The 25,109-nt window shown below is 70.4% G+C and carries 31 protein-coding genes, 1 tRNA gene and 2 pseudogenes; 28 read left to right on the top strand and 6 right to left on the bottom strand.

Annotation, left to right across the window (positions count from 1 at the left end):
* Positions 1-2: 2 nt before the first annotated feature.
* Positions 3-959 (bottom strand): STM4015 family protein, encoded by a 957-nt coding sequence (locus tag QFZ58_RS05695; protein WP_307123803.1) that lies wholly within the window; start codon positions 957-959, stop codon positions 3-5.
* 173 nt (positions 960-1,132) lie between these two features.
* Here QFZ58_RS05695 and QFZ58_RS05690 point away from each other — a divergent pair, with 173 nt between their 5' ends.
* Both QFZ58_RS05690 and QFZ58_RS05685 read left to right on the top strand, forming a co-directional pair.
* Complete coding sequence (locus QFZ58_RS05690; RefSeq protein WP_307123802.1) at positions 1,133-1,459, top strand: hypothetical protein; 327 nt, start codon at positions 1,133-1,135, stop codon at positions 1,457-1,459.
* 121 nt (positions 1,460-1,580) lie between these two features.
* Positions 1,581-2,582 (top strand): DUF6745 domain-containing protein, encoded by a 1,002-nt coding sequence (locus tag QFZ58_RS05685; protein ID WP_307123801.1) that lies wholly within the window; start codon positions 1,581-1,583, stop codon positions 2,580-2,582.
* A 76-nt stretch (positions 2,583-2,658) separates the two neighbouring features.
* Here the strand turns inward: QFZ58_RS05685 and QFZ58_RS05680 are convergent, their stop codons facing one another.
* Positions 2,659-3,270 carry a TetR/AcrR family transcriptional regulator gene (locus QFZ58_RS05680; protein ID WP_307123800.1) on the bottom strand — a complete coding sequence of 204 codons (612 nt, stop codon included), beginning with the start codon at positions 3,268-3,270 and terminating at the stop codon, positions 2,659-2,661.
* Positions 3,271-3,436: 166 nt separating this feature from the next.
* Between QFZ58_RS05680 and QFZ58_RS05675 the strand changes: the two genes are divergently transcribed.
* Positions 3,437-3,877 (top strand): PPOX class F420-dependent oxidoreductase, encoded by a 441-nt coding sequence (locus tag QFZ58_RS05675; protein ID WP_307123799.1) that lies wholly within the window; start codon positions 3,437-3,439, stop codon positions 3,875-3,877.
* Between the two features lie 51 nt (positions 3,878-3,928).
* The gene (locus QFZ58_RS05670; RefSeq protein WP_307123798.1) at positions 3,929-5,125 is read left to right on the top strand and encodes an MBL fold metallo-hydrolase; all 1,197 of its coding nucleotides are present in this window, start codon (positions 3,929-3,931) and stop codon (positions 5,123-5,125) included.
* 269 nt (positions 5,126-5,394) lie between these two features.
* Here the strand turns inward: QFZ58_RS05670 and QFZ58_RS05665 are convergent, their stop codons facing one another.
* The gene (locus tag QFZ58_RS05665) at positions 5,395-5,565 is read right to left on the bottom strand and encodes a hypothetical protein (protein WP_307123797.1); all 171 of its coding nucleotides are present in this window, start codon (positions 5,563-5,565) and stop codon (positions 5,395-5,397) included.
* 100 nt (positions 5,566-5,665) lie between these two features.
* A complete protein-coding gene (locus QFZ58_RS05660) occupies positions 5,666-7,096 on the bottom strand; it encodes an endo-1,4-beta-xylanase (RefSeq protein ID WP_307123796.1) in 1,431 nt (476 codons plus the stop codon).
* A gap of 1,348 nt (positions 7,097-8,444) precedes the next feature.
* Here QFZ58_RS05660 and QFZ58_RS34420 point away from each other — a divergent pair.
* The 19 genes and pseudogenes from QFZ58_RS34420 to QFZ58_RS05565 form a co-directional block, all read left to right on the top strand.
* Positions 8,445-8,600: pseudogene (locus QFZ58_RS34420) on the top strand (polymorphic toxin-type HINT domain-containing protein); the annotation flags it as partial.
* Positions 8,601-9,043: 443 nt separating this feature from the next.
* Positions 9,044-9,628 carry an RNA 2',3'-cyclic phosphodiesterase gene (gene thpR, locus QFZ58_RS05650; RefSeq protein ID WP_307123794.1) on the top strand — a complete coding sequence of 195 codons (585 nt, stop codon included), beginning with the start codon at positions 9,044-9,046 and terminating at the stop codon, positions 9,626-9,628.
* A gap of 58 nt (positions 9,629-9,686) precedes the next feature.
* Positions 9,687-9,830 carry a hypothetical protein gene (locus tag QFZ58_RS05645; protein ID WP_307123793.1) on the top strand — a complete coding sequence of 48 codons (144 nt, stop codon included), beginning with the start codon at positions 9,687-9,689 and terminating at the stop codon, positions 9,828-9,830.
* A gap of 239 nt (positions 9,831-10,069) precedes the next feature.
* Positions 10,070-10,564 carry a fluoride efflux transporter CrcB gene (crcB, locus tag QFZ58_RS05640; RefSeq protein WP_307123792.1) on the top strand — a complete coding sequence of 165 codons (495 nt, stop codon included), beginning with the start codon at positions 10,070-10,072 and terminating at the stop codon, positions 10,562-10,564.
* Complete coding sequence (locus QFZ58_RS05635) at positions 10,561-10,911, top strand: DUF190 domain-containing protein (RefSeq protein WP_307123791.1); 351 nt, start codon at positions 10,561-10,563, stop codon at positions 10,909-10,911. Before crcB (QFZ58_RS05640) ends, QFZ58_RS05635 begins: the two co-directional genes overlap by 4 nt.
* Positions 10,908-11,286 (top strand): annotated as a pseudogene (gene crcB / locus QFZ58_RS05630) (fluoride efflux transporter CrcB). Before QFZ58_RS05635 ends, crcB (QFZ58_RS05630) begins: the two are co-directional and overlap by 4 nt.
* A gap of 279 nt (positions 11,287-11,565) precedes the next feature.
* Positions 11,566-11,871: a gas vesicle protein gene (locus QFZ58_RS05625; RefSeq protein WP_307123790.1), complete on the top strand. Its 306-nt coding sequence runs from the start codon at positions 11,566-11,568 to the stop codon at positions 11,869-11,871.
* 58 nt (positions 11,872-11,929) lie between these two features.
* Positions 11,930-12,385, top strand: coding sequence for a gas vesicle structural protein GvpA (locus QFZ58_RS05620; RefSeq protein ID WP_307123789.1), 456 nt, complete (start codon positions 11,930-11,932; stop codon positions 12,383-12,385).
* 3 nt (positions 12,386-12,388) lie between these two features.
* Positions 12,389-13,102 carry a GvpL/GvpF family gas vesicle protein gene (locus QFZ58_RS05615; protein ID WP_307123788.1) on the top strand — a complete coding sequence of 238 codons (714 nt, stop codon included), beginning with the start codon at positions 12,389-12,391 and terminating at the stop codon, positions 13,100-13,102.
* 36 nt (positions 13,103-13,138) lie between these two features.
* Complete coding sequence (locus tag QFZ58_RS05610) at positions 13,139-13,396, top strand: gas vesicle protein GvpG (RefSeq protein ID WP_307123787.1); 258 nt, start codon at positions 13,139-13,141, stop codon at positions 13,394-13,396.
* A 25-nt stretch (positions 13,397-13,421) separates the two neighbouring features.
* Positions 13,422-14,027, top strand: coding sequence for a hypothetical protein (locus QFZ58_RS05605; protein ID WP_307123786.1), 606 nt, complete (start codon positions 13,422-13,424; stop codon positions 14,025-14,027).
* Positions 14,020-15,246 (top strand): SRPBCC family protein, encoded by a 1,227-nt coding sequence (locus QFZ58_RS05600; protein ID WP_307123785.1) that lies wholly within the window; start codon positions 14,020-14,022, stop codon positions 15,244-15,246. The genes QFZ58_RS05605 and QFZ58_RS05600 overlap by 8 nt, the downstream gene beginning before the upstream one ends.
* A 40-nt stretch (positions 15,247-15,286) precedes the next feature.
* Positions 15,287-15,757: a gas vesicle protein gene (locus QFZ58_RS05595; protein ID WP_373428522.1), complete on the top strand. Its 471-nt coding sequence runs from the start codon at positions 15,287-15,289 to the stop codon at positions 15,755-15,757.
* On the top strand, positions 15,754-16,581 hold the full coding sequence (locus QFZ58_RS05590) for a GvpL/GvpF family gas vesicle protein (protein WP_307123784.1): 828 nt from the start codon (positions 15,754-15,756) through the stop codon (positions 16,579-16,581). The genes QFZ58_RS05595 and QFZ58_RS05590 overlap by 4 nt, the downstream gene beginning before the upstream one ends.
* On the top strand, positions 16,578-16,835 hold the full coding sequence (locus tag QFZ58_RS05585) for a gas vesicle protein (RefSeq protein ID WP_373428521.1): 258 nt from the start codon (positions 16,578-16,580) through the stop codon (positions 16,833-16,835). Before QFZ58_RS05590 ends, QFZ58_RS05585 begins: the two co-directional genes overlap by 4 nt.
* 44 nt (positions 16,836-16,879) lie before the next feature.
* Positions 16,880-17,281, top strand: coding sequence for a gas vesicle protein K (locus tag QFZ58_RS05580; RefSeq protein WP_307123783.1), 402 nt, complete (start codon positions 16,880-16,882; stop codon positions 17,279-17,281).
* 134 nt (positions 17,282-17,415) lie between these two features.
* The gene (locus QFZ58_RS05575; RefSeq protein WP_307123782.1) at positions 17,416-17,868 is read left to right on the top strand and encodes a hypothetical protein; all 453 of its coding nucleotides are present in this window, start codon (positions 17,416-17,418) and stop codon (positions 17,866-17,868) included.
* 146 nt (positions 17,869-18,014) lie between these two features.
* Positions 18,015-19,343 (top strand): APC family permease, encoded by a 1,329-nt coding sequence (locus QFZ58_RS05570; RefSeq protein WP_307123781.1) that lies wholly within the window; start codon positions 18,015-18,017, stop codon positions 19,341-19,343.
* A gap of 139 nt (positions 19,344-19,482) precedes the next feature.
* Positions 19,483-19,704 carry a DUF6480 family protein gene (locus QFZ58_RS05565; RefSeq protein ID WP_307123780.1) on the top strand — a complete coding sequence of 74 codons (222 nt, stop codon included), beginning with the start codon at positions 19,483-19,485 and terminating at the stop codon, positions 19,702-19,704.
* 90 nt (positions 19,705-19,794) lie between these two features.
* On the opposite strand, the gene QFZ58_RS05560 is transcribed toward QFZ58_RS05565, so the two are convergent.
* A complete protein-coding gene (locus QFZ58_RS05560; RefSeq protein WP_307123779.1) occupies positions 19,795-19,989 on the bottom strand; it encodes a DUF2795 domain-containing protein in 195 nt (64 codons plus the stop codon).
* 576 nt (positions 19,990-20,565) lie between these two features.
* Here QFZ58_RS05560 and QFZ58_RS05555 point away from each other — a divergent pair.
* From QFZ58_RS05555 to QFZ58_RS05535, 5 genes are all read left to right on the top strand, one after another.
* Positions 20,566-22,509 (top strand): ATP-binding protein, encoded by a 1,944-nt coding sequence (locus QFZ58_RS05555; protein WP_307123778.1) that lies wholly within the window; start codon positions 20,566-20,568, stop codon positions 22,507-22,509.
* A gap of 168 nt (positions 22,510-22,677) precedes the next feature.
* Positions 22,678-23,112 (top strand): roadblock/LC7 domain-containing protein, encoded by a 435-nt coding sequence (locus QFZ58_RS05550; protein ID WP_307123777.1) that lies wholly within the window; start codon positions 22,678-22,680, stop codon positions 23,110-23,112.
* Positions 23,113-23,114: 2 nt separating this feature from the next.
* A complete protein-coding gene (locus QFZ58_RS05545) occupies positions 23,115-23,486 on the top strand; it encodes a DUF742 domain-containing protein (protein ID WP_307123776.1) in 372 nt (123 codons plus the stop codon).
* Positions 23,464-24,084, top strand: a complete 621-nt coding sequence (locus QFZ58_RS05540) for an ATP/GTP-binding protein (protein ID WP_307123775.1) — start codon at positions 23,464-23,466, stop codon at positions 24,082-24,084. Before QFZ58_RS05545 ends, QFZ58_RS05540 begins: the two co-directional genes overlap by 23 nt.
* Positions 24,081-24,665 (top strand): GAF domain-containing protein, encoded by a 585-nt coding sequence (locus QFZ58_RS05535; RefSeq protein WP_307123774.1) that lies wholly within the window; start codon positions 24,081-24,083, stop codon positions 24,663-24,665. Before QFZ58_RS05540 ends, QFZ58_RS05535 begins: the two co-directional genes overlap by 4 nt.
* 275 nt (positions 24,666-24,940) lie before the next feature.
* On the opposite strand, the gene QFZ58_RS05530 is transcribed toward QFZ58_RS05535, so the two are convergent.
* Positions 24,941-25,014 (bottom strand) — tRNA-Pro (locus QFZ58_RS05530).
* Positions 25,015-25,109: the final 95 nt, after the last annotated feature.

Here is a 25,109-nt window from a genome sequence, read left to right as displayed (position 1 = left end):
CCTCACTCCCCAACCGCGGTGTAGCGTCCCTCGACCCCGCGGTCGCCCCACGGCGTGCACCGCTCGGACAGGTCGACCCGCACGCCGTGGGGTTCCAGGGCCTCCGCGATCCGGCGTTCCATCGGCTCGGTCAGGAAGTGATGACGCAGGTCGAGCGCGGTGAGGTGGGTGAGTGGCTGGCCCTCGAGCAGGGCCGCCGCCCCCTCGTCGCCGAGGGTGCCGAACGACAGGTCGAGTGTGCGGAGCCGCGCGACGACCGGCGCGGAGCCGATCGCGGCCGCGATCTCGTTCTGCAGCTCGCTGTTGCGCAGACCGAGGTGGTGCAGCCGGGGGAAACGGGTGCCGTTGAGAAGCGGCCCCAGATCCGGCAGCGTCACGTCACCGCCGTAGGAGGAGACGCCCAGCCACAGGTCGAGGCGCTCCAAAGCGGGCAGTTCACTGTCCAGGACCCCGCGCACCACCTCGGCGGGCAGACCGCCGGTCTCCATGGAGAGGGCCCGCAGGGACGCGTGCCGTGTCGGAGGGAACGCCAGGCCCGTGCCGCCCCGCACGCCGAGGTACGTCAGGGCCGGGTAGGCGGCGAGGAGGGCCGTGACGTCCGACTGCTCGATCCACGAGATCTCGGCCTCCTCCATCACCAGGTCCCCGACGAAGACCGCCTCGAGAGAGGTCAGCCGGCCGGCCGCGGCAGCGACGAGACCGATGGGGCAGGCGGAATCCTCCTCGTACACCTCTCCCCACTGACCGATGATCAGCGCCTTGACCCGCGACGGGTCGACGGTGTCGAGGAAGGCCGTGAACTGCTCCTCCCACGTGCCGTCCCTCTCCGAGTCGTACGGATCGACGCTGATGCGCCAGGCCGCAGCATCGGCCGCCGGGCGGGCGGCCCCGTCGGCCTCCTGCTGGAAATCGACGACCGGAAGGCCGAGCAACTCGTGCAGATGTTCCACACCGGACATGGCACTGAGCTCCTGAAACTGAGGGCGGTTGATGTCCGCAAGGTGTATCAAGTGCCACTGACAACCGCGTGGGCGGGCCCTCGGCGACCGGGCGCGACCGGTTGTCAGTCCCTCGTCGTAGCGTTTTCCACGGTGGCCGGCACGGTGGGTGCCGCCGCGGAGGGGAGACGTCTGTGTACCGGCAGGGCGATGTGCTGATCGTGGCGCTGGACGAGTCGGAGGTTCCCGCACGGTTCCTCGACGTACCGGGTGAACCGCGCGACGGACGGGGACGGCTGGTCCTGGCGCTGGGTGAGGTCACCGGGCACGCGCACGCCGTACAGGGACCGGGACGGTTGATGCGCGAGGCAGGGCCGTTCGACCCGATGCTGCTCCATCTCCCCGAAGGGGGGCGCGTGGTGCACGAGGAGCACGCCGCGATCGCGCTGCCGAAGGGCTGGTTCCGCGTGGTGCGCCAGCGGGAGTACGCCCCGGGCGCGGTGCGCGTCGTCGCGGACTGAGCTCCCCGCGGTGAGCGGTGACGGAGCGCGCTCGCACGAAGGGGCGACGCGAGGACGCGGCAACGTGACGACGCGGCGACGCGCGCACGGACGGCAGGACCGACAGGGGACGGGGAGACCGATGCAGTACGTGGACAGATGGCGGGCCGTGGCGGCGGCGACGGGCGAGGGCGACCGGGGCGCCGCCGAGGACGGGGTGCGGCTCGCCTACCGCATCGCCGGGCTCGCCGAACCGGAGCGCATCGTCTGGGCGGACTCGCCCAGGTCGGCGGTCGAGGCGGTGGAGAAGCTGACCGACGCCGGGCGTTCGGTGCGCGAGGACGTGCGCACCCGTCCTTGGGCGGAGGAACGCCGCCGCGTGTACGACGAGTTGGGCCCGGCCGGTTGGTCCGCGCTGTGGTCGGCCACCGGCGCCCGGCTCTGGGAGACCACAGCCGGACTGGCCGACCGGATACGGACGGGCGTCGTCGCGGAACTCGCCACAGTGCCGGAGGACGAGTCCGACGTGCGGATGGTGCTGCTCGACGCGGTCCTCGGCCAGCACGACGCGGCCTGGCTCGCCGCCTTCGACGGCCGGGGCGAGCGGCTGACGGGGCTGGCCGAGGTCGCCAGGAACGCCGGATGGTGGTGGCCCTACGAGCGCGCCGTGGTGATCAGCGAACGGCCCGTCGCCCTCCACCGCGACGAGGCGGGCCGGCTCGACCGGGGCGACGGCCCGGCCCTGTCCTACCGCGACGGCTTCGCGCTGCACGCCTGGCGGGGAATGCCCGTCCCGCCCGAGTTCCTCGACGGGCTGCCGGACCTGACCCCCGAGGGAATACGCGCCGAGGAGAACGCGGAGCTGCGCCGCGTGATGCTGGAGTACTACGGCTACGACCGCTACCTGGCCGAATCGGGCGCGGAGCCCGTGCACCGCGACGAGACCGGTGTCCTGTGGCGGATCGCGTTGGAGGGCGACGAGGACGTGGTGATGGTGGAAGTCGTCAACTCGACCCCCGAGCCGGACGGGACCCACCGCACCTACTGGCTGCGCGTCCCACCCAGGATCCGGACAGCGAAGGAGGGCGTCGCCTGGACCTTCGGACTCGACGGCGCCGCCTACGCCCCGCTGCGCCAGACCTGACCGGGCGGGCCGTCACGGCACACGGCGGCGTCAGGGCTGCTGGGGCCGTACCGCCCCGGTCGCCGCGTGTCAGCGCTCAGCCCGTGGTGACCGAGTGCTCCAGGCCGAGTTCCCGGGCGAGCGCCTCCTCGGTCCACCGCACCATCGTGGCCTGGGAGAGGGTCCCGCCGTACGACGTCATCTGGACGGCCAGGCCGTCCAGGAGGGCGGTGAGCCGCCAGGCCACGGACACGGGGTCGTCGCAGTGGAACTCACCCGCCGCGGCACCCTCCTCGATGACCTCGGCCAGCTCCGCCTTCCACTGCTGGTCGAGGTCACCGGCCACCTCGCGCAGCGCCGGGTCGCGCAGGGAGGCCGCCCAGCCCTCGATCCAGAGTCGCCAGCCCTTGGCCTGGCCGCTGGGGGCGTACCAGCGCACGGCGGCCCTGAGTCGCCGGACCGCCGTGGTGCGGCGCGTCAGCAGCTTGCGCAGGTGGGCCAGGTCGGCCTCCGCCGCGTACGAGAAGGCGGCCGCCACGAGCTTCTCCTTGGACGAGAAGTGGTAGAGCACCAGCGCGTTGCTCACCCCGAGGACGGAAGCCACATCGGCGATCCGTACCGCGGCCACACCCCGCACCTCGATCTGCTCGACGGCAGCGCGCAGGAGCTCCTCACGTCGCTCCGCCACACTCAGCCGCACTCTCGCCACGGGCTCACCCTAACCAATGTGCCGGTCCGCGCACCGGCCGCACCCGTACCGGCCAGGCCCCCTCCGCACGGGCGGGCAGGCGGCACGGGCGGCGCCTCCGGCCCGTGGTGACGCCACCGGCCGCCGGACGCGGAATCCCGCGACCCGCAGGGACGTTGGAGTCGGCATGACGGACATCGAATCCGGGGACGAAGCACTGCTGGGACTCCTCGGCGCGTACGACGGCGGAGTACTGGTCACCCTCAAGCGGGACGGCAGGCCCCAGCTGTCCAACGTGAACCACGCCTACTACCCCGACGAAAGGGCGATCCGCGTGTCCGTCACGGAGGGCCGGGCCAAGACCCGCAACCTCCGCCGTGACCCACGCGCCGGTTACCACGTCACCAGCGACGACCGATGGGCCTGGACGGTCGTCGACGCCAGGGCCGAGCTGACTCCCCCCGCCGCCGACCCTCACGACGCGACGGTGGAACAACTGGTTGCCCTCTACCGGGACGTACGGGGCGAGCACCCGGACTGGGACGAATACCGACGGGTGATGGTCGAGGACCGCAGAGTGGTCCTGACCCTGCACATCGAGCACGTGTACGGCCAGGCCCGCGCATGAGCCGGGTCCGCCGACCATAATGAGACGACACCCACTGTTCAGGAGACGTTTGTGACCGGCGCCGCACCTCATCCTTCGCTCCGCACCAGACTCCGCGCGCTGCGCCCCGACGCCTTCGGCGCGGACCCGGACGGCGCGCGGATGGAGCGCATACGCCGCTCACCCAACTTCGCCGACGGGGTGTTCCAGAACCCGGAGGGTGCCCGCACCAGGCCCTCCGGCTCCATGCTCGAATTCGCCCAGGTCTACTTCCGCCGGGAGGAGCGGGCCCGCAGGTCCCCGACCGGCACGGTGCCCGTCCACGCCACCACACTCGCCGACCTCGCGAAGCCGCCCACCACCGGCCTGCGGCTGACCTGGATGGGCCACTCGACGGTGCTCGCCGAGATCGACGGCAGCCGGGTCCTGTTCGATCCGGTCTGGGGCGACCGCTGCTCGCCGTTCGCCTTCGCCGGCCCGAAGAGGCTGCACCCCGTGCCGCTGCCGTCGGCCGCTCTGGGGTCCGTCGACGTCGTCGTGATCTCCCACGACCACTACGACCACCTCGATCTGCCCACGATCAAGGCCCTGACCAGCACGGACACGGTCTTCGCGGTACCGCTCGGGGTCGGTGCCCATCTGGAGGCGTGGGGGGTTCCTCACGACCGCGTCCACGAGCTCGACTGGAACGAGACCGCGCACGTCGCGGGCCTCAGCCTGACCGCCACCCCTGCGCGCCACTTCTGCGGCCGGGGACTGCGCAACCAGCAGCACACGCTCTGGGCGTCGTGGGCCGTGGCCGGCCCGGAGCACCGCGTCTACCACAGCGGGGACACAGGCTACTTCTCCGGTTTCCAGAAGATCGGAGCGGAGCACGGCCCGTTCGACGCGACGATGATCCAGGTCGGTGCCTACTCGGAGTACTGGCCCGACATCCACATGACGCCCGCGGAGGGTGTGCGAGCACATCTCGACCTCCAGGGCGGTCGGCCGTCCGGTGCTCTGCTGCCGATCCACTGGGGCACCTTCAACCTCGCTCCGCACCCGTGGGCCGAGCCCGGTGAGTGGATGATGGACGCCGCCGAGGAGGCGGGGCAGGCGGTGGCGTTTCCCCGGCCGGGTGAGCCCTTCGAACCGGCAGGGGAGCTCCCCGCGGACCCTTGGTGGCGTGCGGTGTCGGCGCCCGTGGCACGTCCGTGGCGTCGTCCGAAGGTGACGGATGCGGCACCGGTGCACCGCGAAGAAGTCGACCTTGCGGGCGAGCGCTGACGGAGGGCAGGAGAGATTTCGAGCAGCTCGCCCGGAGGGTGGGTGACGTGCCGGGCGAGGAGAGGGACCGTCTGTGGGCGGCTGTCGACGGGCCCTCCCGAGGGGGACGGTCGGCGGTGCCGCGGCCCCGCCCGCTTCCTTCCTGACCGGCCCCCTGTCCTGCGGTTGCCGCGGCCTTCTTGGCATGCAGACCTTCACAGGGCCGCGGGGCCCCGCCGTGCGGGGAACGAGCCCGGTGCAGGCGGTTCTGACGAGCGCCCGGAGGCGTCCTACCAAGAGGTGGCCCCAGTGGCCCGGGCTCGGTTGATCAGCCGGGCGTCGCCCGCGTCGGGGTCGGCGGAGCGGAACTGCTGGTTGTATCCGTTGTCCACCGTCGCCGCCTCGGCGGGCGCCGGATTCACCGCGGCGAGCATGCCGATCGCGAGGGTCGCCGCCACCACGGCGGCGACCCCGGACCATCAACGATGTTTTCCTGGAGGGGCGGCAGAAGCGGCACCGTAGGCCGTCATCGGTTCGCCCTTTCGTTTGTGGCAGGTCCCATCAGGTACGGGTCCAGCGCTGGTTGCTGCCGTTCGAGCAGGAGTAGAGCTGGATCAGGGTTCCGTTGGCGGTGCCGCCTGCGACGGCGTCGAGGCAGAGGCCGGACTGGACGCCGACGATGGATCCGTCGGAGTTGAGGCGCCATTTCTGGGTGTCGCCCCCCCAGCAGCTGTAGATCTGGACTTTGGAGCCGTTGCCGGTGCCGGCGGCGTCCAGGCACTTGTTGCCGTAGACCCTGAGCTCGCCGGCGTCGGTGTAAGTCCACTGCTGGTTGGTGCCGCTGTGGCAGTCCCACAGCTGGAGCTGGGTGCCGTCGGTGGTGCTGGTGCCGGGCGCGTCCAGGCAGCGGCCCGAAGCGACGCCCTTGATCTGTCCGGAATCCGCAGGGGGCGTGGTGGAGCCGCCGTTGAGTGCGTTGAGGACGGCGGTGTAGGCGGGCTTCTTGCTGCCGTCACCGTTGAACAGCAGCGGCGTCTGCTCCGATCGCCAGGAGTCGGTGTCGCGCACGCCCCAGACGGTGATGCCGAGGCAGCGCGGGACGGCCAGGCAGTCGTTGGTCACGTTGGCGTAGGTCGAGGCCGGGGCGCCCTGGATGTCGAGCTCGGTGATGGCCACGTCGACGCCGAGTGCGGCGAAGTTCTGCAGGGTGGTGCGGAAGTTGCTGTTGTAAGGGCTGCCGCTGTTGAAGTGCGACTGGAAGCCGACGCAGTCGATCGGCACGCCGCGCTGCTTGAAGTCCCGGACCATGGAGTACATGGCCTGGGTCTTGGCCCAGGTCCAGTCCTCGACGTTGTAGTCGTTGTAGCAGAGCTTGGCCGCCGGGTCGGCGGCGCGCGCGGCGCGGAAGGCGACCTCGATCCAGTCGTTGCCGGTGCGTTGCAGGTTGGAGTCCCGCCGGGCTCCCGAACTGCCGTCGGCGAAGGCTTCGTTCACGACGTCCCACTGGGCGATCTTGCCCTTGTAGTGGGCCATCACGCCGTTGATGTGGTCGATCATCGCCTGGCGCAGTGTGCTGCCGCTGAGACTCTGCATCCAGCCGGGCTGCTGGGAGTGCCAGGCCAGGGTGTGGCCGCGCACCTGCTTGCCGTTCTGCACCGCCCAGTTGTAGACGCGGTCAGCGCCGGTGAAGCTGAACTGGCCCCGCTGCGGTTCGGTGGCGTCGATCTTCATCTCGTTCTCGGCCGTCACGAAGTTGAACTCACGGCCCGCGATCGTCGTGTATGTCGAGTCGCCCAACCTGCCCGAGGCGACGGCGGTGCCGAAGTAGCGGCCGCTCTGCGCCGCTGCGGCGCCGAGCGTGCTCTCGGCGGCGTGTGCGGCCGGGGGTGCGACCAGTGCGGCGACCGCACCGAGGACGCCGACGACCAGCACCAACAGCAGGCTGCGGATCTTACGGCGGATAGCGGGCCCGGGAAGGGCATACGACTCCATGGCTGTACCTCCAAGGTGGAAATCACGGAAGGACTGAAACGCAGGGGATTACGTCGTCCGCTCCCATTCGGCAGACGTGCGGGCGGGCGGGGCGGGCCGGACTGCGTGAAGAGCCAAAATGCGCTGGTGCGAACCTCACCGGAACGAAACGGGTGGCACGGGTGTTCTGGTGCGCGGATCTGCAGTGCAGTTGTGCGTGGATCTACCGTGCGGCACGGGTATCTCAAGGCCGGTGCGGTTCGAAGTATCGAACTGCGGCCGGTTTCTCAGACAGGAATGATTGAGGTGCTGACGGTGCATCGTCAATACTCCCGCAGCAAAAGTTTTTGTTCTTCGTTCGAAACTTTCGGGATCGGGTGAGTCGGACGGTGAACCCTCGGCGCCGCCATCGGCGGACGTCGTAGGGCCGGGGGCCAGGACGAGCGTGACGCCTCTTACTCAGCTCCTCTTCCCCGTGCAACCGTCGGACCGGCGAGCTGTATCGCGCAGTTCCGGAGTGTTTCCGGTCCGCCTGACAGCTTGCCAAGGCCAAAGGGGGAGGAACTGTTCGTGGACAGATTGGCGAGCGCCGTGAGCTGCTCGGTCAGCTGGGTGATCTGCTTGGCCGGCGGGCCCCTTCCTCGCGGCCTGCGACCTGCCGTTCGTCGATCTGGGCGAGGAGCTCACGGACGCGTCGCCCGCATGTCGGCGCCTTGGCCCCCAAGGGCGGTGGGTCCCCTCAGGCCTGCGCGTCGCGGCCGGTGAGCCGGCAGGTCATACGGCAGCCATCGATCAGCGGATCCACGATGTCGCGCCGGTGGGCGGGTCTCCTAGGGCGTGTTTCGAAAGTAGCGTCGTCTGCCCGAAGGGCAGGCCCGGGGGCGTCTGGTGCGTGCGATCTCAAGGCGGAGGGTCGCCTCGATACCGGGTGTATCGGGGTGATCCCGACAACGCGGCGAGCGTGCGTGCCAGACGCCCCCGGGCAGGCGGGACTTTCGAAACACGCCCTAGTCGTGGGCAAGGCAGCGGCGCGGCAGTACGGCGCCGAAAATCTGCTCGCCGATCCACGGCTTCGGCGTCGGCGTGAGTGTTCGGCTCGCGCCGGCCCACCCCCACTCCGGCAGCAAGTGTGGTGTGACTCGGCCCTGATCGGTACGACGTGCGACATTTCGTACGTAGGTTCCCGCAAACGTTTCGGCGTCGACAGCGACACATGCGAGAGATGTTGCGCCTGGGCGCCCATGCCGCCCGAAGGCGCCGGGAGGCACCGGTCTGTCAGAAGGTCGCGAAGGGCCGGGAAGCCACAAGCGGTATGCCGTGGTGCTCACAGGCCGCTGCACACCGCACCACACCGACAGTCCGGGCAACCTCGGGCATGACCCTGCTCACCGACGAGGGCGACACCGTCGTCACGGCCAACCGCGCGTTCACCCAGCACGCCCGCACGTACAACCTCACGGTCGATGGCCTGCATACGTACTATCTGCCGGCGGGTGACACGCCAGTCCTGGTGCACAATGCCGGCAATGATCCGGTGAAGCCGAAAATCGTTCTGCGTGGGCTGCAGCAGATTCAGGATTGGAACGCCGCAGCAGCGGAGAATTCCTGACGGCTGACTGGACCACTTCGAGATCCATGAGAAACAAGAGAAACAACTGGTGGGTGACACGGGAATACCTCCGTATGTCGCAGGGATGGTCACGTCCTGCCCCCTGACGAAGGCAGCCGGGATCGGACTGCCGCGCTCGATCGCCCGCCTCCACCACGGCTTTCGATCCCGATGCCGACCTGCCCGAGCTGGCGAGAGGCCGCAGGCCGCTCCGAACGCCCGACCAAGTCGCGGCGCGGGAGATGCGCCGGCGGGTCGGCGACGGCATGGAGCGGGAGGGCGCAGCGACGGTTCCGGTAACCACCGCTGACCTGGAGGGCCACAGCAGCAGTTGACGTCGGTGGTGTAGGAAGTCCTCTGTGCACGAGCAGATCCAGGCCGCGACCGTCCGCGTCTTCATAGCCCTTGCTCCGCCCGACGACGCGAAGGAGGAGTTGGCGCGGGCGCTGCGGCCTGCCTATGACGCCTATCCGGGCATGCGGTGGAACCGCATCGAGGACTGGCACCTCACCCTGGCGTTCCTCGGGGAGCTGCCTACGTCAGCCGTTTCGCTCCTGCGGCCGCCGCTGGCGGAACTCGCGGCACGGCGCCGTCCTCTGCGTCTGGCCCTGAGTGGCGGCGGGCACTTCGACGAGCGCGTGCTGTGGAGCGGGATCGGCGGGGACCTCGACGGACTGCGGTCGCTCGCCGGGGACGTGCGTGCGCTGGTCCGGGAGCACGGAGTCACCTTCATGGACAGGCCGCTGAACCCCCACCTGACGCTCGCCCGCTCCCGGCGCGGCGACGCTTCCAGCGTGGTACAGGCCGCCGCAGGACTGTCCGCGTTCACCGGCCGTACCTGGGAGGCGGAGCGTCTGCACCTGGTCGGCAGCAACACCGGGCGCCGCCCGGGGCCGATCCACTACCGTGACGTCGAAGCCTGGAAATTCGGCAGCGCCGGATGAGCCCCGTCACCGGGCGCTGCGCGCGCGGCCATGGGAACGCCGACGGACACCTGGGCGGGTGAGCCAGGAGACCGACGGGGCAGCGACGACTCCCTGGCGGGAATGGCTCGCGGGCCCCGGCGCCGATGCTGCCGGCCCGATCGACCACGCCCTGCGCGGGTATCTGCCGTACCCCGCGCCGGTCGTGGGCCGAAAAGAGTGATCCGAACACCGCGAACCCCAGCGCGTGACCATGGGCGTCCCGACACGGGGCCCGGCGCCGAACCGGCACGGCCCCGTCCGGATGGCGCGGCCCGCTATGCTGGACGCCCTGCGGTATCCATGGTGCCGCGCGGCGGTGGGGCCCGCCGTACCCGGACCGTGGCATCCACTGCCGACGGCCCCTACTCGTGACAGGCCGCCTCCGCTTACGCGGAAGTGGAACCACGTGTAGGAGAGGGTATGCCTCCGGAAGAGACCGACCTGCCGAGGGTGGCGCAGCCGACCGGACCCGACGCCGTTCCCGGGGCCACGGCCCGGCGCCACGGTCCGTTGCGTCCGCACCTCGACGTGCTCGCCGTTATCGCGGTGGGCGGCGCACTCGGTGCCGTCGCCCGCTTCGAGGCGGCCCGGCTATGGCCGACGGACGCGGGCGCGTTCCCCTGGACGACCATGACGGTCAACGCGGTGGGATGCCTGGTGATCGGGGTCTTCCTGGTCGCGGTGACCGAGGTGTTCCCGGTACACCGGCTGCTGCGGCCGTTCTTCGGCACCGGCGTGCTGGGTGGTTTCACCACGTTCTCCACCTACAGCGTGGACATCGAGCGACTGGTCGGCGACGGGCACGCGGGCCTGGCCCTCACCTACCTGGCAGCAACCCTTGCCGCCGCACTGTCCGCGGTGAGCACCGGCGCGTGGGTCGCGCGCCGTTTCCTGGCGAAGTGGAGTGAGCGATGAGCTGGACCACCGTCCCCGCGCTGCGGCTGACCGCGCTGGTGGCCGACACCGACCGCTGGCACCACCGGCCGCTGTACAGCGAGATCGTGCACCGCGCTCACGCCGCCGGGCTGAGCGGTGCCTCCGTCCTCCGCGGCGTGGAGGGCTTCGGCTCGAGCCGCACCGTACACACCACCCGGCTGGTGTCCCTGGCCGACGACCTGCCGGTCATGGTCGTCGTCGTGGACACCGAGGAGCGCATCCACGCCTTTGTCCCGGAGCTGGAGGACCTGGGGATCAAGGGTCCGGTGACGTTGGAGCCCGTGCGGGCCGTCCGCTTCACCGGCTCCGGTGGGACGGCGCCGTGAGTGACCTCCTCCTGGTGGTCGCGGGTGGTGCGGTGGGCGCCGTGCTGCGCTATCTGACCGACCGGGCCGTGCAGACCCGGCACGACACGGTCTTCCCCTGGGGCACCTTCACCGTCAACGTCGTCGGCTCCCTGAGCCTCGGCCTGCTGACCGGCGCCGTGGCGGCCGGGGCAGCCGGGCACTCCCTGCAACTCCTGCTGGGTGTCGGGCTGTGCGGGGCGCTGACGACGTACTCGACGTTCTCGTACGAGACGTTGCGCCTGGCCGAGAGCGGAGCCCAGGTACTTCGCCGTGGCCAATGTGACCGCCTCGATCGTGGCCGGCCTCGGTGCCGCCTTCGCGGGCATCGCCCTCGCGGAGGCCCTGTTCACCTGACCGCAGCCGTCCGATATGACCTGAACATCCTGAATAACCGTAACCATGTGATGTGAACGGACCGTCCGACGCGACCGGCCGTCCGATGCAGCGGATGTTGCGGGTGTGTCGGGCGTAGCGGTGCCGTCGGGCTGTCAGGCCGTTCCCGCCTGCGCCGACCGTGACGCGCGTTTCCGGGATGCATACGTTCGGGCTCGACGGGCACGCGCAGTTCAGCCCCGAACAAATGGCTGACCGGAGAACTCCGACGGCAGTCCCGAAGACACGGCAGGCGGACGCATGGCGACGACTGAAAGTACCAACGACAAAAGCGGTAGCAGCGGCCCGGAGCGCGTCGGCCTTTCCACGGCGATACGCAATGCAGCCGGCCAGCTCGCCGAGTTGCTTCAGTGCGAGCCCGCTTCCGTCTCCGCGATGAAGGCGACGGAGGACGGCTGGACGGCTGATGTGGAGGTTGTCGAGATCGAGAAGATCCCTGACACCACCAGCGTCATGGCCTCCTATCGCGTCACTCTCGACGGTCAGGGCCAACTCATGGGCTACGAAAGGGTTCGCCGGTATTCACGAGGACAGGTCGATCGCTGAATCGGTCCCCGGAGAAGAACGGCGCACGTGACATCACTCATTGGAAGGAAGACCGACCATGAGTCTCGTACAGCAGAGCAACGCCTCCAACAGTGGAGGCGGATCCGGAAATCTCTACGACGTCCTGGAGCTCATTCTCGACAGGGGGCTCGTCATCGATGCCTTCGTTCGTGTTTCGCTCGTAGGAATCGAGATCCTCAAGATCGACGTCCGTGTGGTGGTCGCGAGTGTGGATACGTACTTGCGGTTCGCCGAGGCATGCAACCGGCTGGACCTGGAGTCGGGCCGTAAGGCCCCGGCCCAGCTGACGGACATCGTCGGGGACACGGTGGAGAGCGGTGCCAAAGGGAAGTCGAAAGGCGCCCTGACGGGCGCGGTGGAAGCCTTCACCGAGTCCTTCCAGAGCGGGCGCGACGACTCGGACGAGAAGGAAAAGGAAACGGCGAAGAGGCCGGCACGCAAGACCGCTGCTTCCGGCAGCAGCCGCCGTACCGGTCAGCGACGGGAGGAATAGTTCATGGCCACGTATATCTACGCCATCACCGCGGCCGACCATCCGCTGCGGCTGGAAGGCCTCTCCGGTGTCGGAGACCCGCCGTCGGAGCTGCGGACCGTGAAGACGCGGGATCTGGGAGCCGTTGTCAGCGACACGCCACCCGGCCTGCGCGCCAAGCGCCGCGATCTCGTCGCCCACCAGAGCGTGCTGGAGCGGCTGATGGCAGAAGGTGCCGCGCTGCCCATGCGGTTCGGGCTCGTGGGGCCGGACGACGGCCAGGTCCTGGACGCTCTCGAACGGGAGAAGGAACGCTACACGGCTCGTCTCGCCGAACTCGACGGGCGTCTGGAGTACAACCTGAAGGTGGCCCGTGACGAGGAAGGGCAGCTGAGGGAGATCCTCCACGACTCGGAGGAGGCGCGGGAGCTCACCGAGTACACACGCCGCAATCCGGGTGCTCAGGACAAGATGATGGCCCTCGGCGAACTCGTCGCGAAGGAAGTGCAGTCCCGCCAGGAGGCGGTGGGGCGCGAGATCGCCTCCGCCCTCGTCCCCGCGGCGGAGCGCACCGCCGAGGCCGAGCCGACCGCCAAGCACTTCCTGAACGTGTCCTACCTCGTCAAGCGGGAGGAAGCGGCCGCCTTCTCGCAGGCGGTGCACGACGAGGCCGAGCGCCGGGGCGACGAATTCCAGTTCCGGCTGAACGGTCCGCTGCCGCCCTACAGCTTCGTCTGAGCGGCGGGCCCCTCGTGAAGGGGAGGAGCCCTTGTCATGGGTCTCATCTCGCAGATTCTCACACTGCCTCTCGCTCCCGTGCGGGGCACGGCCTGGGTGCTCGACCAGGTCGTGCTCGCGGCCGAGCGCGACTACTACGACCCCGAGCTCGTGCGCGGGCAACTGGCGGAACTCGAGCAGGAACTGCTGAGCGGTGCCATTGACGAGGACGAATTCGACCGGCGCGAGGACGACTTGTTGGACCGCCTCGAAATATGCGAGGCATACCAGGAGCGTCTGAAGAACAACTCCTGAGACGGGAGATTGAGGTGTTCGAGAGATGACAGGCAATGCGAAGATAGCTGCGGCCCTCGTGGGTGGATATTTTCTGGGCCGCACGAAAAAGGCCAAGATGGCGATCGGCTTCGGAATGTTCCTGGCCGGGAAGAAGCTGAATCTGGACCCCAAGCAGCTCGGCAGGATGCTGGCCGACTCGCCGGTTCTCGGGACACTCAACGAGCAGGTGCGCAAGGAAGTGCTGGGCGCCACGAAGACGGCCGCCACCAACGCCCTGACCCAGCGGGCCGGCGGCCTCGCCGACTCCCTCCACCGTCGCACCCTCGCGCTCGGGGACCCGGACGGCGCCGACGGCCGGGACGAGGAACAGGACGACGAGGAGTACGACGACCGGGACGCGCGGGACGACGACCAGGAGGAGCCCGCCGAGGAGAAGCCGGCCCCGCGCCGCAGGACGGCGGCGAAGTCCTCGTCGAAGTCCACGGCCAAGGCGCCCGCGAAGTCCGCAGGCCGGTCCGCCTCCGGAGCGGGTCGTTCGGCTTCGGGTGGCACACGCAAGAAGACGTCCTCCGCGACACGCACGGCCTCCTCCGGCGCACGCAAGACGACGTCGGCCACCCGCAAGGAGCGGGGTGGCAGCAATGGCTGACTCGACGTTCAGCAAGGTCAAGGACGGCGTCGCGAACAACCCGGCCACCGACCGGCTCAAGCAGGAACTGCAGAGTTACCTCGCGGCCCGGGCCCAGCACGCGGTCACCAGCCTCGGCCACCGGCTCGGTGAGGGCGTCAGCTCGATGGCCGACGGCAAGGGCGGTGGCCTCGGTGGTGCCGCCAAGAGCATCGCCAAGGGAGGCCAACAGCTCAGTGAGGGCAAGTCACCCGCCCAGGCGGCCATGGCCGCCGGCGCCTCGCACGTGAAGGACGCGGTCAAGGAGAAGGTCAAGGGGCTGTTCGGCAAGGGGCGCAAGAGCGGTGGCGGCAAGTCGAAGAGCGTCACCGTCAGCGAGGACATCGACGTCGGTGTGCCGGTGCGCGAGGCGTACGACCAGTGGACGCAGTTCCAGGAGTTCAGCACCTTCGCCAAGGGTGTCGTCAGCGTCGAGAAGGCCGACGACACCACCAGCAACTGGAAGGTGAAGGTCGCCAAGTCCACGCGTAGCTGGAAGGCGAACGTCACCGAGCAGGTGCCCGATGAACGGATCACCTGGACCACGGAAGGTGCGAAGGGCACGGTGAAGGGCGTCGTGACCTTCCACGCCATCACCGACAACCTGACGCGGGTCCTGCTCGTGCTGGAGTACTTCCCGAAGGGCCTGTTCGAGAAGACGGGCAACATCTGGCGGGCGCAGGGCCGCCGGGCCCGCCTCGATCTCAAGCTCTACCGCAAGTTCATCATGATGCGCGGTGAGGCGACCGACGGATGGCGCGGCGAGATCAGGGACGGCGAGGTCGTGGTGGGCCACGACGAGGCCGTCGAGGAGGAGGAGGCCCGCGCCCAGGAGGAGACCGGGGCGGACGGGGAGGAGCCCGAGGAGTCCGGGTACGCCGACGAGGAGGACGGCGAGCCCTCCGACACCGATGAGGCCTACGCCGACGAGGACGAGGCCGAGGAAGACCCCGACGACGACGAGCCGCGTGCCGAGGACGACGACGAGGAACCCCTCGACGCCGAGGAGGGCGACGACGCCGATGGGGCCGAGGACGCCGATGGGGCCGAGGACGCCGAGGAGGGCGACGAGCCCGAGGAGGTCGAGGACTCCGAGGAGTACGACGAATACGAAGAGGCCGACGAGCCCGGCCAGGGTGAAGAGGCCGACGAGGAGCCGGCCCCGCGCAGTCGGCGCCGTACCGCATCGGCGCGTGGCTGACATGCGGCGCCGATACGACAGCGGACGGGGCTGATTCCACGTGTCCGATTCACTGGCCGGCCGGATGGGGGGCTCTTCGGGAGTCTCCTCGTACGGTCAGCAAGGCTCTTCCGCGAATCTCGCCGACATCCTTGAGCGCGTTCTCGACAAGGGAATCGTGATCGCGGGCGATATCAAGATCAACCTTCTTGACATCGAGCTGCTGACCATCAAATTGCGGTTGCTCGTCGCTTCCGTGGACAAGGCCAAGGAAATGGGTATCGACTGGTGGGAGCACGATCCCTCGCTCTCCTCCCGTGCGCGCCCCGAGCGGCAGGTGACCGGCGCCCACGATCCGTCCGGCGGCGAGGAACCGCAGGGAACACTCGCCCAGGAAAATGCCCGGCTCCGGGCCGAGATCGCTGAGTTGCGGGCTGCCGCCGGACTGACCGCCACCGCCGGCGGGAAGGCGCCCGAAGCGCTGCCCGGCACGGCAGGAGCACAGAACGCGGAAGGCGGGGAACGGCAGTGACGGCGGAATTCGACCCGGGGACCGGGCAGGAGCTCTCCTACGTATACGCCGTCGGGCGCATCGGCACCCCCCTCGATACGGCCCTGAGCGGACACCCCGGCCTGGATGGCGGGACGCTGCGGACCGTACGGGGCGGCGGCCTCCTCGCGGTGGTGTCCTCGGTCCCGTCCGCGTCGTACGACTCGGCGGGTATCGCCTCCCGCATGGAGGATCTCGGGCTGCTCGAGGTGATGGCCCGCACCCACCACGCCGTCGTCGAGAGCGCCTCGGCCCACACGACCGTCCTGCCGATGCGGCTGGCGACGGTGTACGTCGACGACGCCCGGGTGCGCGCGATGCTCGAAGGGCGGGAGCCGGAATTCGACGCGCTCCTGGCCCGTCTCGAAGGCCATGTGGAGCTGGGAGTCAAGGTCTACGCCGACCCCCGTAGCGCTGCCACCGCGGCCGCGGTGGGCGGCGGGCAGGAGAGCGGGCAGGCGTCGAGCCCGGGACGCGCGTACCTGCAGCAGCGCCGGGCGCAGCGCCAGAACCACCGGGACGCCTACCGGGCGGCCGGAGCGGTGGCGGCCGGCATATCCGCCCGGGTGGCGGACATCGCCCGGGCGCACATGTCGCACCGGCCCCAGCAAGGGGATCTGGCCCGGGCTGCGGGCGAGAACATCGCCAACGAGGCGTACCTGGTGAGGGCGTCGCAGGAGGCGGAGTTCCGTGAGGCGCTCAGGGGGCTGGCCGACGGCGTCCCGGGAGTGGAGGTCGAGGTCACCGGCCCGTGGGCCCCCTACTCGTTCGCGACACCGCCGGCGAGTGGGGGCGGACCTCGATGAACGGGCCGTACGAGGGACTGCCCGGCACCGGTCTCGGCGAGACCGGTGCCGGGCAGGCCGGTGCCACGGACGACTCGGTCGAGTCCCTGGCGGGCCGCCAGGTCGCGCTCATCGACCTGCTCGACAGGCTGCTGAACGGCGGCGCGGTCCTCACCGGCGACCTGGTGCTGTCCGTCGCCGACGTGGACCTGGTCCACATCAACCTGCGGGCCGTCATCCGGTCGATCACATCGGACGAACCGGCACCCTGGTGAGGGAGCACGTTCCCCGGGCGACCGAACGAACGAGGAGATCTTTCATGAAGGACGCGGAAGGACCGGGCCCCCGAGGAGCGGACCTGCAGGACGTCGCACAGGCGGCAGCTCGGGCTTTCGACCTCGTCCCCGCGGGACCTGACGAGCACAGACCCGGCAGCGGCATCGCCCAGCGGCTGGAGACCGACCCGGACACCGTCGAGCGTGACCTGATCAAGCTCGTGCTGACCATCGTGGAATTGCTGCGTCAACTCATGGAACGCACCGCGCTGCACAGGGTCGACCAAGGTGATCTGCGCGAGGACCAGGAAGAGCGCATCGGGATGACGCTGATGATTCTCCAGGACCGCATGACGGAACTCTGCGAGCGTTACGACCTGACCATGGAAGACCTGAATCTCGACCTGGGGCCCTTGGGATCTCTGCTGCCCCGGGACGCTGCCTAGAGCAGTCACCTGGAGCAGCCGCGTGGAAGGACCACGGCGGAACAGCGCCGCACAGAACAAGCACCGCACAGAACAAGCACCGCGAAGAACAACCGCCCCTGTTTCAGGCGGGATCGAGCGGCAACACGCATACCATGACTGCAGAGAGAGAAGAGACGAAGAACGTGAACGGTGCGACGGCGAAGACCGGGGCGAATGCCAAGGCCGCCGCTTCCAAGGGGCGCAGCACCACCGCTTCCGCCGGGAACCGCGCCAAGACGAACTCGGCGGTCGCAGCTTCGAAGGCCACCTCGTCCGCTGAGGAAGCCGGAAAGTCCGCGCAGTCCGGTGTCCGCTCGGCGGGTGAGGCGACGAAGCGCGCCGCCGCTGCCGGATGGGACACGAGCCAGCAGACCGTCAGGTCCACGGTGGGCAAGGTGGCCTCGACCGCCACCACCGCGTGGACCGTGGTCAAGCACCGCAAGGCGATAGCGGCGGGTGCCGCTGCCGGTGCCGTCGGCCTGGTCGGGGGCGCCTTCGCCCTCGGACGCCAGACCGCCAAGGTCCACGGCGGGCCGATCACCCGGCTCACCGGCGGACGGATCTGACCCCGCCACGAGACAGCGCGACATCGACGGAGGGCCGGCAGGCGACTGCCGGCCCTCCGTCCGGCGCGAGCGAGACCGGCGTGCGAACGCGAGCCGGCGTGAAACACACAAGCATGATTCCCGCGAAACGGGGGACCGGAGGCGACATGTCGACAGCCAAGGACAAGACGGCGACGGTTGCGTCCGGCCCGGCGCTCAAACCGGCCCTCACGACCCCGCTGCTCTACTTCTTCATTTTGGGCGACGTCCTGGGCGCCGGCGTGTACGTCCTGGTGGGCCAGGTCGCCGCCGACTCGGGCGGGGCCGTGTGGGTACCGCTCCTGGTGGCCCTCCTGCTGGCCCTGCTCACCGCCGCTTCGTACGCCGAGCTGGCCACGAAGTACCCGAGGGCCGGGGGAGCGTCGCACTACGCCACCCGGGCGTTCGGCCCCTTCATGGGCTTCGTCGCCGGGTTCTGCATGCTGGCGGCGGGCGTGGTCTCGGTCGCCGCGCTCGCCCGCGGTTTCGGCGGGGACTACCTGTCGGCCTTCGTCACGCTGCCCGTCGGGCTCGTCGCCGTGGTGTTCCTGGCGCTGCTGGCGCTGGTCAATGCCAGGGGCATCAAGGAGTCGACGCGCGCCAACGTGGTCGCCACCCTCATCGAGGTCGGCGGCCTGGCCGTCATCGTCGTACTGGGCGCATGGCTGCTGCTGCGCGGCGACGGGGACCCGGGCCGACTCACCCAGCTCGGCACGGCGGAGAAGGGCGCAGCGACGGCTGTCCTCAGCGGTTCCGTACTGGCGTACTACTCGTTCGTCGGCTTCGAGACCTCGGTGAACGTCGCCGAGGAGACCCGCGATCCGCGGCGCTCGTACCCGCGCGCCCTGTTCGGCGCACTCGCCACGGCGGGCGCCGTGTACGTCCTCGTGGGCATCGCCGCCTCCGCCGCCGTCCCGACAGGCCGGCTCGCGGAGTCGAGCGGCCCGCTGCTGGAGGTCGTCGAGGCCACGGGCGGGGTGCCGACCTGGCTGTTCAGCGCGGTCGCCCTCGTGGCCGTCGCCAACGGGGCACTGCTGACCGGCATCATGTCCTCCCGTCTCACCTACGGCATGGCACGGGACGGGCTGCTGCCCTCCGGTCTGGCCAAGGTGCTGCCCGGACGGCGCACCCCCTGGGCCGCGATCGTGGCCACCACCGTCCCGGCGATGATCCTGGCGCTCACGGGCAGTGTCGCCACCCTGGCCTCCACCCTCGTCCTGCTCCTCCTCGTGGTGTTCCTCATCGTCAACACCGCCGTCCTCGTCCTTCGCCGGGAGCCGGGCGAGGCGGGCCACTTCCGGGTCGCCACGGCCTTCCCCGTGCTGGGCGGCGCCTCCTGCGTCCTGCTCGCCACGCAGATCGAGGCGCAGGTGTGGCTGCGCGGACTCCTGGTGCTCGCCGTCGGAGTGGTGCTCGCGACGGTCGCCGCGGCACGGCGGGGCAGGGACGCCCGGTGACGGCGTGGTGTGGGGCAGCCTGCCACGGCCGGATCCGGCGCCGGGCGACGAGTGCGAGGAGCGCGTTTCCGCCGGCCGTGTACCGACGCGGGCCGTCGGCGCACGGTTGAGCAGCTGTTCGGTGGGAACCCGGTGGCGCATGAGCGCATCGAATCCTGATCCCGACCCGGACAGCACCCCCGGCCTGGAGCCCGGCGGAGCTGTGCCTCCGGGTGACACGCCCCCCGCCGAGGGCAGCATGTCCGAGGCCGGGCCGCAGCACAGCCCACCGAAGGGCTGGGCCAAGGGACCACTCCTGGCCATCGTCGTCTGCGTGGTCCTCGTGGCGGCTTTCTTCCTCGTGTACGCGATCCTCCTCTGAACCACGCGGCGCGCCGGACGCCCCCGCGATTCGTGAGGACGCCCCCGCCGCACGGTGGGGGCGTCCACGTGGAACCTCGCGCTCCGGGGGTCAGCTGTCGCTGAACACGGCCTTCTGCACGTCGTTCGGACCGTCGAACCGGTCCCTGTTCACGTGGGAGAGCTTGTCGACGAAGGCGTCATCGGCGCCGTTGTCCCGGGCCACCGACACCAGGTCGTCACGGGCGGCGGGATATTCGGCTCCCTTGAGCGCCTTCTGCAGCTCGATGGGGTTCGTCTCGGCCATGGTGGATCTCCTTCTGCTCGTCGGTGATGCACGCGGGAAGGTCCGCGCCTGGTGGTGTCACACGGGAGAACTCGTGTCCCGCCCCAAACGGCCACCACCGCGGGCGCCGTGCCGGCGGTCGTCCGTGCGCACAGGAATCTCCCTGCCGGACGTCTTTCGACACGCCGTCCGGGTACCCGCCGTGAAGTCGATAAACAACCGATCGTCTTCTATGTCCCCCGGTGATCCGCCCGGTGCCCCGGCCCTTCGCCGCCGTGGGCCCGCCGTGGTGACACCGTCCTGCGTCGGCCCTTGCGACTCGCTCGTCCGAACGGAGTTCGGTCACCAGTACCAAGAGGCCTTCGCGCGGATTCGGCTACCCGTACGAGGCCTCATACCAGAGCGGGACGCCTGGTGGGCAAGTTCGACAACTGCACATCGGACGCGGGCGCTTCGCGACTACCGTGTGTGGTCGGTGATCAACGGTGGGCTCCTATCGGTCGAGTCCGCCCACGCCGTTGACCCGGGCCTGACCGACCACCGTAGGTGTCACCACACGAATGCCGATTCCTGGTGCCCCACGTACCGAGGACGATGATGTCTCAACTTCGCGCACCCACCGCGCGACCGGAACGCCGCGAAGGCGGGCGGCACGGCCGTCCGGGCGGCCGTGCACACTCGGCTGCCGGCCGGCCGCGCGCCACGCCCCCCGCCCCCGACGCCCGCGTACGGCCCCAGGTGCTGCGTACGGCCCTCCTGCCGGCCGTCGCCGCCGTGCTGAGCGGTGCCGCCGCCGTCATCTTCACCGTACGGTCCTCGGGTGTCCGGCCGTCTGCCAGCCTGCTGGCGGCCCTCGGCGGCTCCGGCGCGCTGGCCGTCGCCGCCGTGGCCGCGGCCTTCCTCGGCGCCAACCGTGTCGCGGCCGGGGTGCTCGACCGCTGTCTCGCCCTCCGGCGCACCAGCGCCCAGGACGCCGCCGAGCTGCGACGGGTCATGGAACAGCTCCGCGAGGGCGCACCCGTGCCGCCCCCTGCGGCCAGACCGCCCGCCGCCCCCGACGCCGACGCCTTCGACCTGCTCGCCCAGGACATGGGCCGGGCGCAGGACGGAGCCGTGTCCGCCGTCGTCGAGGCGTCCCAGCTGTTCAGGAGCGCCGGGAACGAACAGAAGGTCGAGGTCTTCGTCAACCTGGCACGGCGCCTGCAGTCCCTCGTGCACCGGGAGATCCAGATTCTCGACGAACTGGAGCACGAGGTCGAGGACCCCGACCTGCTCAAGGGACTCTTCCACGTCGACCACCTCGCCACCCGCATCCGCCGGCACGCCGAGAACCTCGCGGTGCTCGGCGGCGCTGTGTCGAGACGGCAGTGGAGCAGTCCGGTGAGCGTGACGGAGGTGCTGCGCTCGGCGATCGCGGAGGTCGAGCAGTATCCGCGGGTGAAACTGGTGCCACCGATCGACGGCACGCTGCGCGGTCACGCGGTCGCCGACGTGATCCACCTGCTGGCCGAACTCGTCGAGAACGCGACCGTGTTCTCCGCCCCGCACACCCAGGTCCTGCTGCGGGCCCAGCGCGTGACCGCCGGACTCGCCCTGGAGGTCGAGGACCGCGGGCTCGGCATGCCCGGTCCCGAGCAGAAGCGGATGAACGCCCTGCTCTCCGACCCCGACCGGGTCAACGTGGCACATCTGCTGCAGGACGGCAGGATCGGGCTGTTCGTCGTCGCCTCGCTGGCCCGCAGGCACGGCATCGCCGTGCGGCTGCAGAGCAACATCTACGGCGGGACGCAGGCGGTGCTCGTGCTGCCGCAGATCCTCCTGGGCATCGACACCGATGTGCAGGAGACGCCTGGTACGGCGCCCGTCCCGCAGTCCGCGACCGTCCACGGCCCGCCGTCCCCCCAAGACGCGCCAGCGTCCCACGCGCCGCTGCCCCCGCCCGAACAGCCCGTCCTCCGGCGCGACCAGCCGCAGGAGACGGCCCGCCGCCCGGGGGAGGGGCCGGCGCTGCCGCTGCGCGCCGAGCGTGTCGACGGCCCCAACCCCGCGGCCGGCCCGCCTCCCACCAGGCCGGCCGACGGCGCCGCCGCCCACGTCTCCGCGGCCGGGCGGGATGATCCGGGGACGGCGAGCAGCACCCAGGCCCGCCCGCAACTCCCCAGGCGCAGCAACCAGGAGCATCTGGTTCCCCAGCTCAGACAGGCCCCCGTCCCGCGTGTGGAGGACGAGAACGCGCTGCACGACCCCGGGCTCATGGCCGCCTTCCGGCGAGGGGTCGACCTCGCCGGGGCACAGTCCGCCGAGGACCCGGAGCCCGGATTCCCGTACGCCCCGCCTTCCGGCCTTTCGGGGCAGGGAGCCGGCGCCGCCGCGCCGGGTACGGCGACGGGGGACGCCCCCGAGGTGTCCGTGGGGCCGCAGCGGAACCACGGCCTCGCCCCGCTGCCGGTCCGCGGCCCCTCCACGACGACGGAGCCGGGCGGCCCCTCCGGGCCGCGGCTACCCGGCCCGAACCGGCCGCACGGCCCGGACGGGCCGTGAGCTGTGTGCCACGTGCGTCACGACGCCACGTGCGGCATGTGCACCCCATGCACCCCGTGCGCCGCGTGGCACCGAGTGGTCCGGGTCCACCGGGCGGACCGATCCGCCCAGGCCCGCCCCGACCGACCCCGAAAAGCCGCCACACCCCCTCCAAGGAGTAGATGCACCATGACGAGCGACATGCCGTCCGGTCAGGTCTCGGACCTCGACTGGCTGCTGAGCGGGCTGGTACAGCGCGTGCCCTACACGCGCAGTGCGGTCCTGCTCTCGGCAGACGGCCTGGTGAAATCCGTCCACGGCATGGACGGGGACAGCGCCGACCACATGGCAGCCCTCGCCGCCGGCCTGTACTCCCTCGGCCGCAGCGCCGGCGCCCGCTTCGGCGACAACGGTGACGTGCGACAGGTCGTCGTCGAGCTCGACTCGACGCTCCTGTTCGTCTCGACCGCCGGATCGGGAACCTGCCTCGCCGTCCTCGCCGGGCGCGAGGCGGACGCCGCCGTACTGGGCTACGAGATGGCCATGCTGGTCAAGAGCGTCCGCCCCTACCTGATGACGCCGCTCCGGCAGACGGCCGGAGCGCCGTTCACCCCGGGGCTGTGAGGATGCCGGCCCCGCAGGACGGGCCGTTGCTCGACGACGCGGCCGGCCGGCTCATCCGCCCGTACACCGTGAGCAACGGCCGGACGAGGCCGACGACCGTGCTCGACCTGCTCTCCTTGGTGATGGCCACGGGGAGCGAGCCCCAGGTCCACCTCGGGCCCGAACACAGCGTTGCCCTGGGACTGTGCGACGGCCCGACGTCCGTGGCCGAGATCGCCGCCCACCTCCGGCTGCCCGCGGTCATCACCAAGGTCCTCCTGTCCGACCTGGTCGACTGCGGCGCGGTCACCGCGCACGCTCCCGCCTTCCACGACATGCCCACCGACCGATCCCTGCTGGAGGCAGTGCTCGATGGTCTACGACGACAGCTCTGACAGCACCGGAAGCTCCGAGTACTTTCCCGTGGCCCTCAAGATCCTGGTGGCGGGCGGGTTCGGCGTGGGGAAGACGACGTTCGTGGGGGCAGTCAGTGAGATCGCCCCGCTCAGCACCGAGGAGCTCCTGACGCAGATCAGCGTGGCGACCGACAGTCTCGAGGGCATCGAGTCCAAGACGTCGACCACCGTGGCCATGGACTTCGGCCGGATCACGCTTTCCGAGCAGCACGTGCTCTACCTCTTCGGCACCCCCGGCCAGGAGCGGTTCTGGTTCATGTGGGACGAACTCTCCAAAGGGGCGCTGGGCGCCGTCGTGCTGGCCGACACGCGGCGACTGGCGGAGTGCTTCGCCGCCGTGGACTTCTTCGAGCGCCGCGGCATCGGATTCATCGTCGCCGTCAACGAGTTCGACGGCGCCTACCGTTACGAGCCGGACGAGGTGCGGGCCGCGCTCGACCTCACGCCCGAAGTGCCGGTCGTCCTCTGCGACGCCCGGATCGCCAGCTCAGGAACCGGGGCGCTGGTCACCCTCGTCCAGCACCTCATCAACGCCACGGCGCCGGCACCGCTGTCGGGCTCCGGAGCCCATCAGTGATCCCCTACGGGGCCGGCCGGCCGCTGCTCACTCCCGTCGACCGGGAGGGTGCCCGCAGGGGCTCCAGGCTCCGCAGACTCGGCCTGGGAGAGCGTGCCGATTTCTCGTTCGACAGCTTCGACGCCTTCGCCGACAGGGTGGCCGAAGTGACCGCGACACCGTTCTCGATGGTCAACTTCATCGACGAGAACAGGCAGTTCTTCGCCGGCCTGCACACTCCGGCCGGCATCCGGACCGGCGCCGACCTCGGCGCGGCTGCGGCCGCCGGCAGCAGCCGCAGCATCCGCCGGCTGGCCCGGGACCACGGCTACTGCCCCCATGTCCTCGTGCGGCGCAAGGCGCTCGTCCTGGAAGACGTCTGCGACTATCCGCGGTTCGCCGGAAACCCCGTCGTCGACGGCATAGGCATCCGCTCCTACCTCGGGGCCCCGCTCATCGACCGCACGGGCATCGCCCTCGGGACGGTCTGCGCCGTGGACACCGTGCCGCGCCCCTGGGGCCGGGCCGGGCTGGACACCATCAAGCTGCTGGCAGGGGAACTCGTCGGGCACCTCGACCGGCGCGAGATCTTCCACGGCTGAGGGACGCGGGCCCATCCGGCCGGGACCGTCGGCCCGCCCGCTCAGGACAGCGCGCGAACGAGTCCGCCGGCACACTCAGCCACGCGCGAGTGACCGGTGCATCGCCGACCGGGACGGCTGCGGGCCCGGTCCGGGGGCGGGCACGCGGAGGCGCCGTGCGAGGCCGGGCGGGCGCAAGACACCGTCCGGGGCTGAGCAGGCAGGTATGCCGGAAACGGTCGAGGGGCTGGACCGGATTGCTCCGGTCCAGCCCCTCGGACCACGACTCCTTCGAGTCGGGACGACAGGATTTGAACCTGCGACCCCTTGACCCCCAGTCAAGTGCGCTACCAAGCTGCGCCACGTCCCGTTGCCCGCCTGACCTGGGGTTTCGCCCTGGCCGAACGTGCATGAGAACAATACCGCACTTGGGTGGGTGGTCACGAACCCGTTTGCGTCGATCAC

The organism is Streptomyces sp. B1I3, from assembly GCF_030816615.1.
Classification (GTDB): Bacteria; Actinomycetota; Actinomycetes; order Streptomycetales; family Streptomycetaceae; genus Streptomyces.
The sequence above is the reverse complement of the archived record's forward strand: the minus strand, read 5'-3'. Positions and strand labels throughout refer to the sequence as shown.

Excerpts from the sequence above, each read along its gene's own strand:
- QFZ58_RS05695 (WP_307123803.1), bottom strand. The coding sequence starts at position 959 with ATGTCCGGTGTGGAACATCTGCACGAGTTGCTCGGCCTTCCGGTCGTC.
- QFZ58_RS05685 (WP_307123801.1), top strand. The coding sequence starts at position 1,581 with ATGCAGTACGTGGACAGATGGCGGGCCGTGGCGGCGGCGACGGGCGAG.
- QFZ58_RS05675 (WP_307123799.1), top strand. The coding sequence starts at position 3,437 with ATGACGGACATCGAATCCGGGGACGAAGCACTGCTGGGACTCCTCGGC.
- QFZ58_RS05660 (WP_307123796.1), bottom strand. The coding sequence starts at position 7,096 with ATGGAGTCGTATGCCCTTCCCGGGCCCGCTATCCGCCGTAAGATCCGC.
- crcB (WP_307123792.1), top strand. The coding sequence starts at position 10,070 with ATGCCTCCGGAAGAGACCGACCTGCCGAGGGTGGCGCAGCCGACCGGA.
- QFZ58_RS05635 (WP_307123791.1), top strand. The coding sequence starts at position 10,561 with ATGAGCTGGACCACCGTCCCCGCGCTGCGGCTGACCGCGCTGGTGGCC.
- QFZ58_RS05625 (WP_307123790.1), top strand. The coding sequence starts at position 11,566 with ATGGCGACGACTGAAAGTACCAACGACAAAAGCGGTAGCAGCGGCCCG.
- QFZ58_RS05620 (WP_307123789.1), top strand. The coding sequence starts at position 11,930 with ATGAGTCTCGTACAGCAGAGCAACGCCTCCAACAGTGGAGGCGGATCC.
- QFZ58_RS05615 (WP_307123788.1), top strand. The coding sequence starts at position 12,389 with ATGGCCACGTATATCTACGCCATCACCGCGGCCGACCATCCGCTGCGG.
- QFZ58_RS05610 (WP_307123787.1), top strand. The coding sequence starts at position 13,139 with ATGGGTCTCATCTCGCAGATTCTCACACTGCCTCTCGCTCCCGTGCGG.
- QFZ58_RS05605 (WP_307123786.1), top strand. The coding sequence starts at position 13,422 with ATGACAGGCAATGCGAAGATAGCTGCGGCCCTCGTGGGTGGATATTTT.
- QFZ58_RS05600 (WP_307123785.1), top strand. The coding sequence starts at position 14,020 with ATGGCTGACTCGACGTTCAGCAAGGTCAAGGACGGCGTCGCGAACAAC.
- QFZ58_RS05585 (WP_373428521.1), top strand. The coding sequence starts at position 16,578 with ATGAACGGGCCGTACGAGGGACTGCCCGGCACCGGTCTCGGCGAGACC.
- QFZ58_RS05580 (WP_307123783.1), top strand. The coding sequence starts at position 16,880 with ATGAAGGACGCGGAAGGACCGGGCCCCCGAGGAGCGGACCTGCAGGAC.
- QFZ58_RS05575 (WP_307123782.1), top strand. The coding sequence starts at position 17,416 with ATGACTGCAGAGAGAGAAGAGACGAAGAACGTGAACGGTGCGACGGCG.
- QFZ58_RS05570 (WP_307123781.1), top strand. The coding sequence starts at position 18,015 with ATGTCGACAGCCAAGGACAAGACGGCGACGGTTGCGTCCGGCCCGGCG.
- QFZ58_RS05565 (WP_307123780.1), top strand. The coding sequence starts at position 19,483 with ATGAGCGCATCGAATCCTGATCCCGACCCGGACAGCACCCCCGGCCTG.
- QFZ58_RS05560 (WP_307123779.1), bottom strand. The coding sequence starts at position 19,989 with ATGGCCGAGACGAACCCCATCGAGCTGCAGAAGGCGCTCAAGGGAGCC.
- QFZ58_RS05555 (WP_307123778.1), top strand. The coding sequence starts at position 20,566 with ATGTCTCAACTTCGCGCACCCACCGCGCGACCGGAACGCCGCGAAGGC.
- QFZ58_RS05550 (WP_307123777.1), top strand. The coding sequence starts at position 22,678 with ATGACGAGCGACATGCCGTCCGGTCAGGTCTCGGACCTCGACTGGCTG.
- QFZ58_RS05545 (WP_307123776.1), top strand. The coding sequence starts at position 23,115 with ATGCCGGCCCCGCAGGACGGGCCGTTGCTCGACGACGCGGCCGGCCGG.
- QFZ58_RS05540 (WP_307123775.1), top strand. The coding sequence starts at position 23,464 with ATGGTCTACGACGACAGCTCTGACAGCACCGGAAGCTCCGAGTACTTT.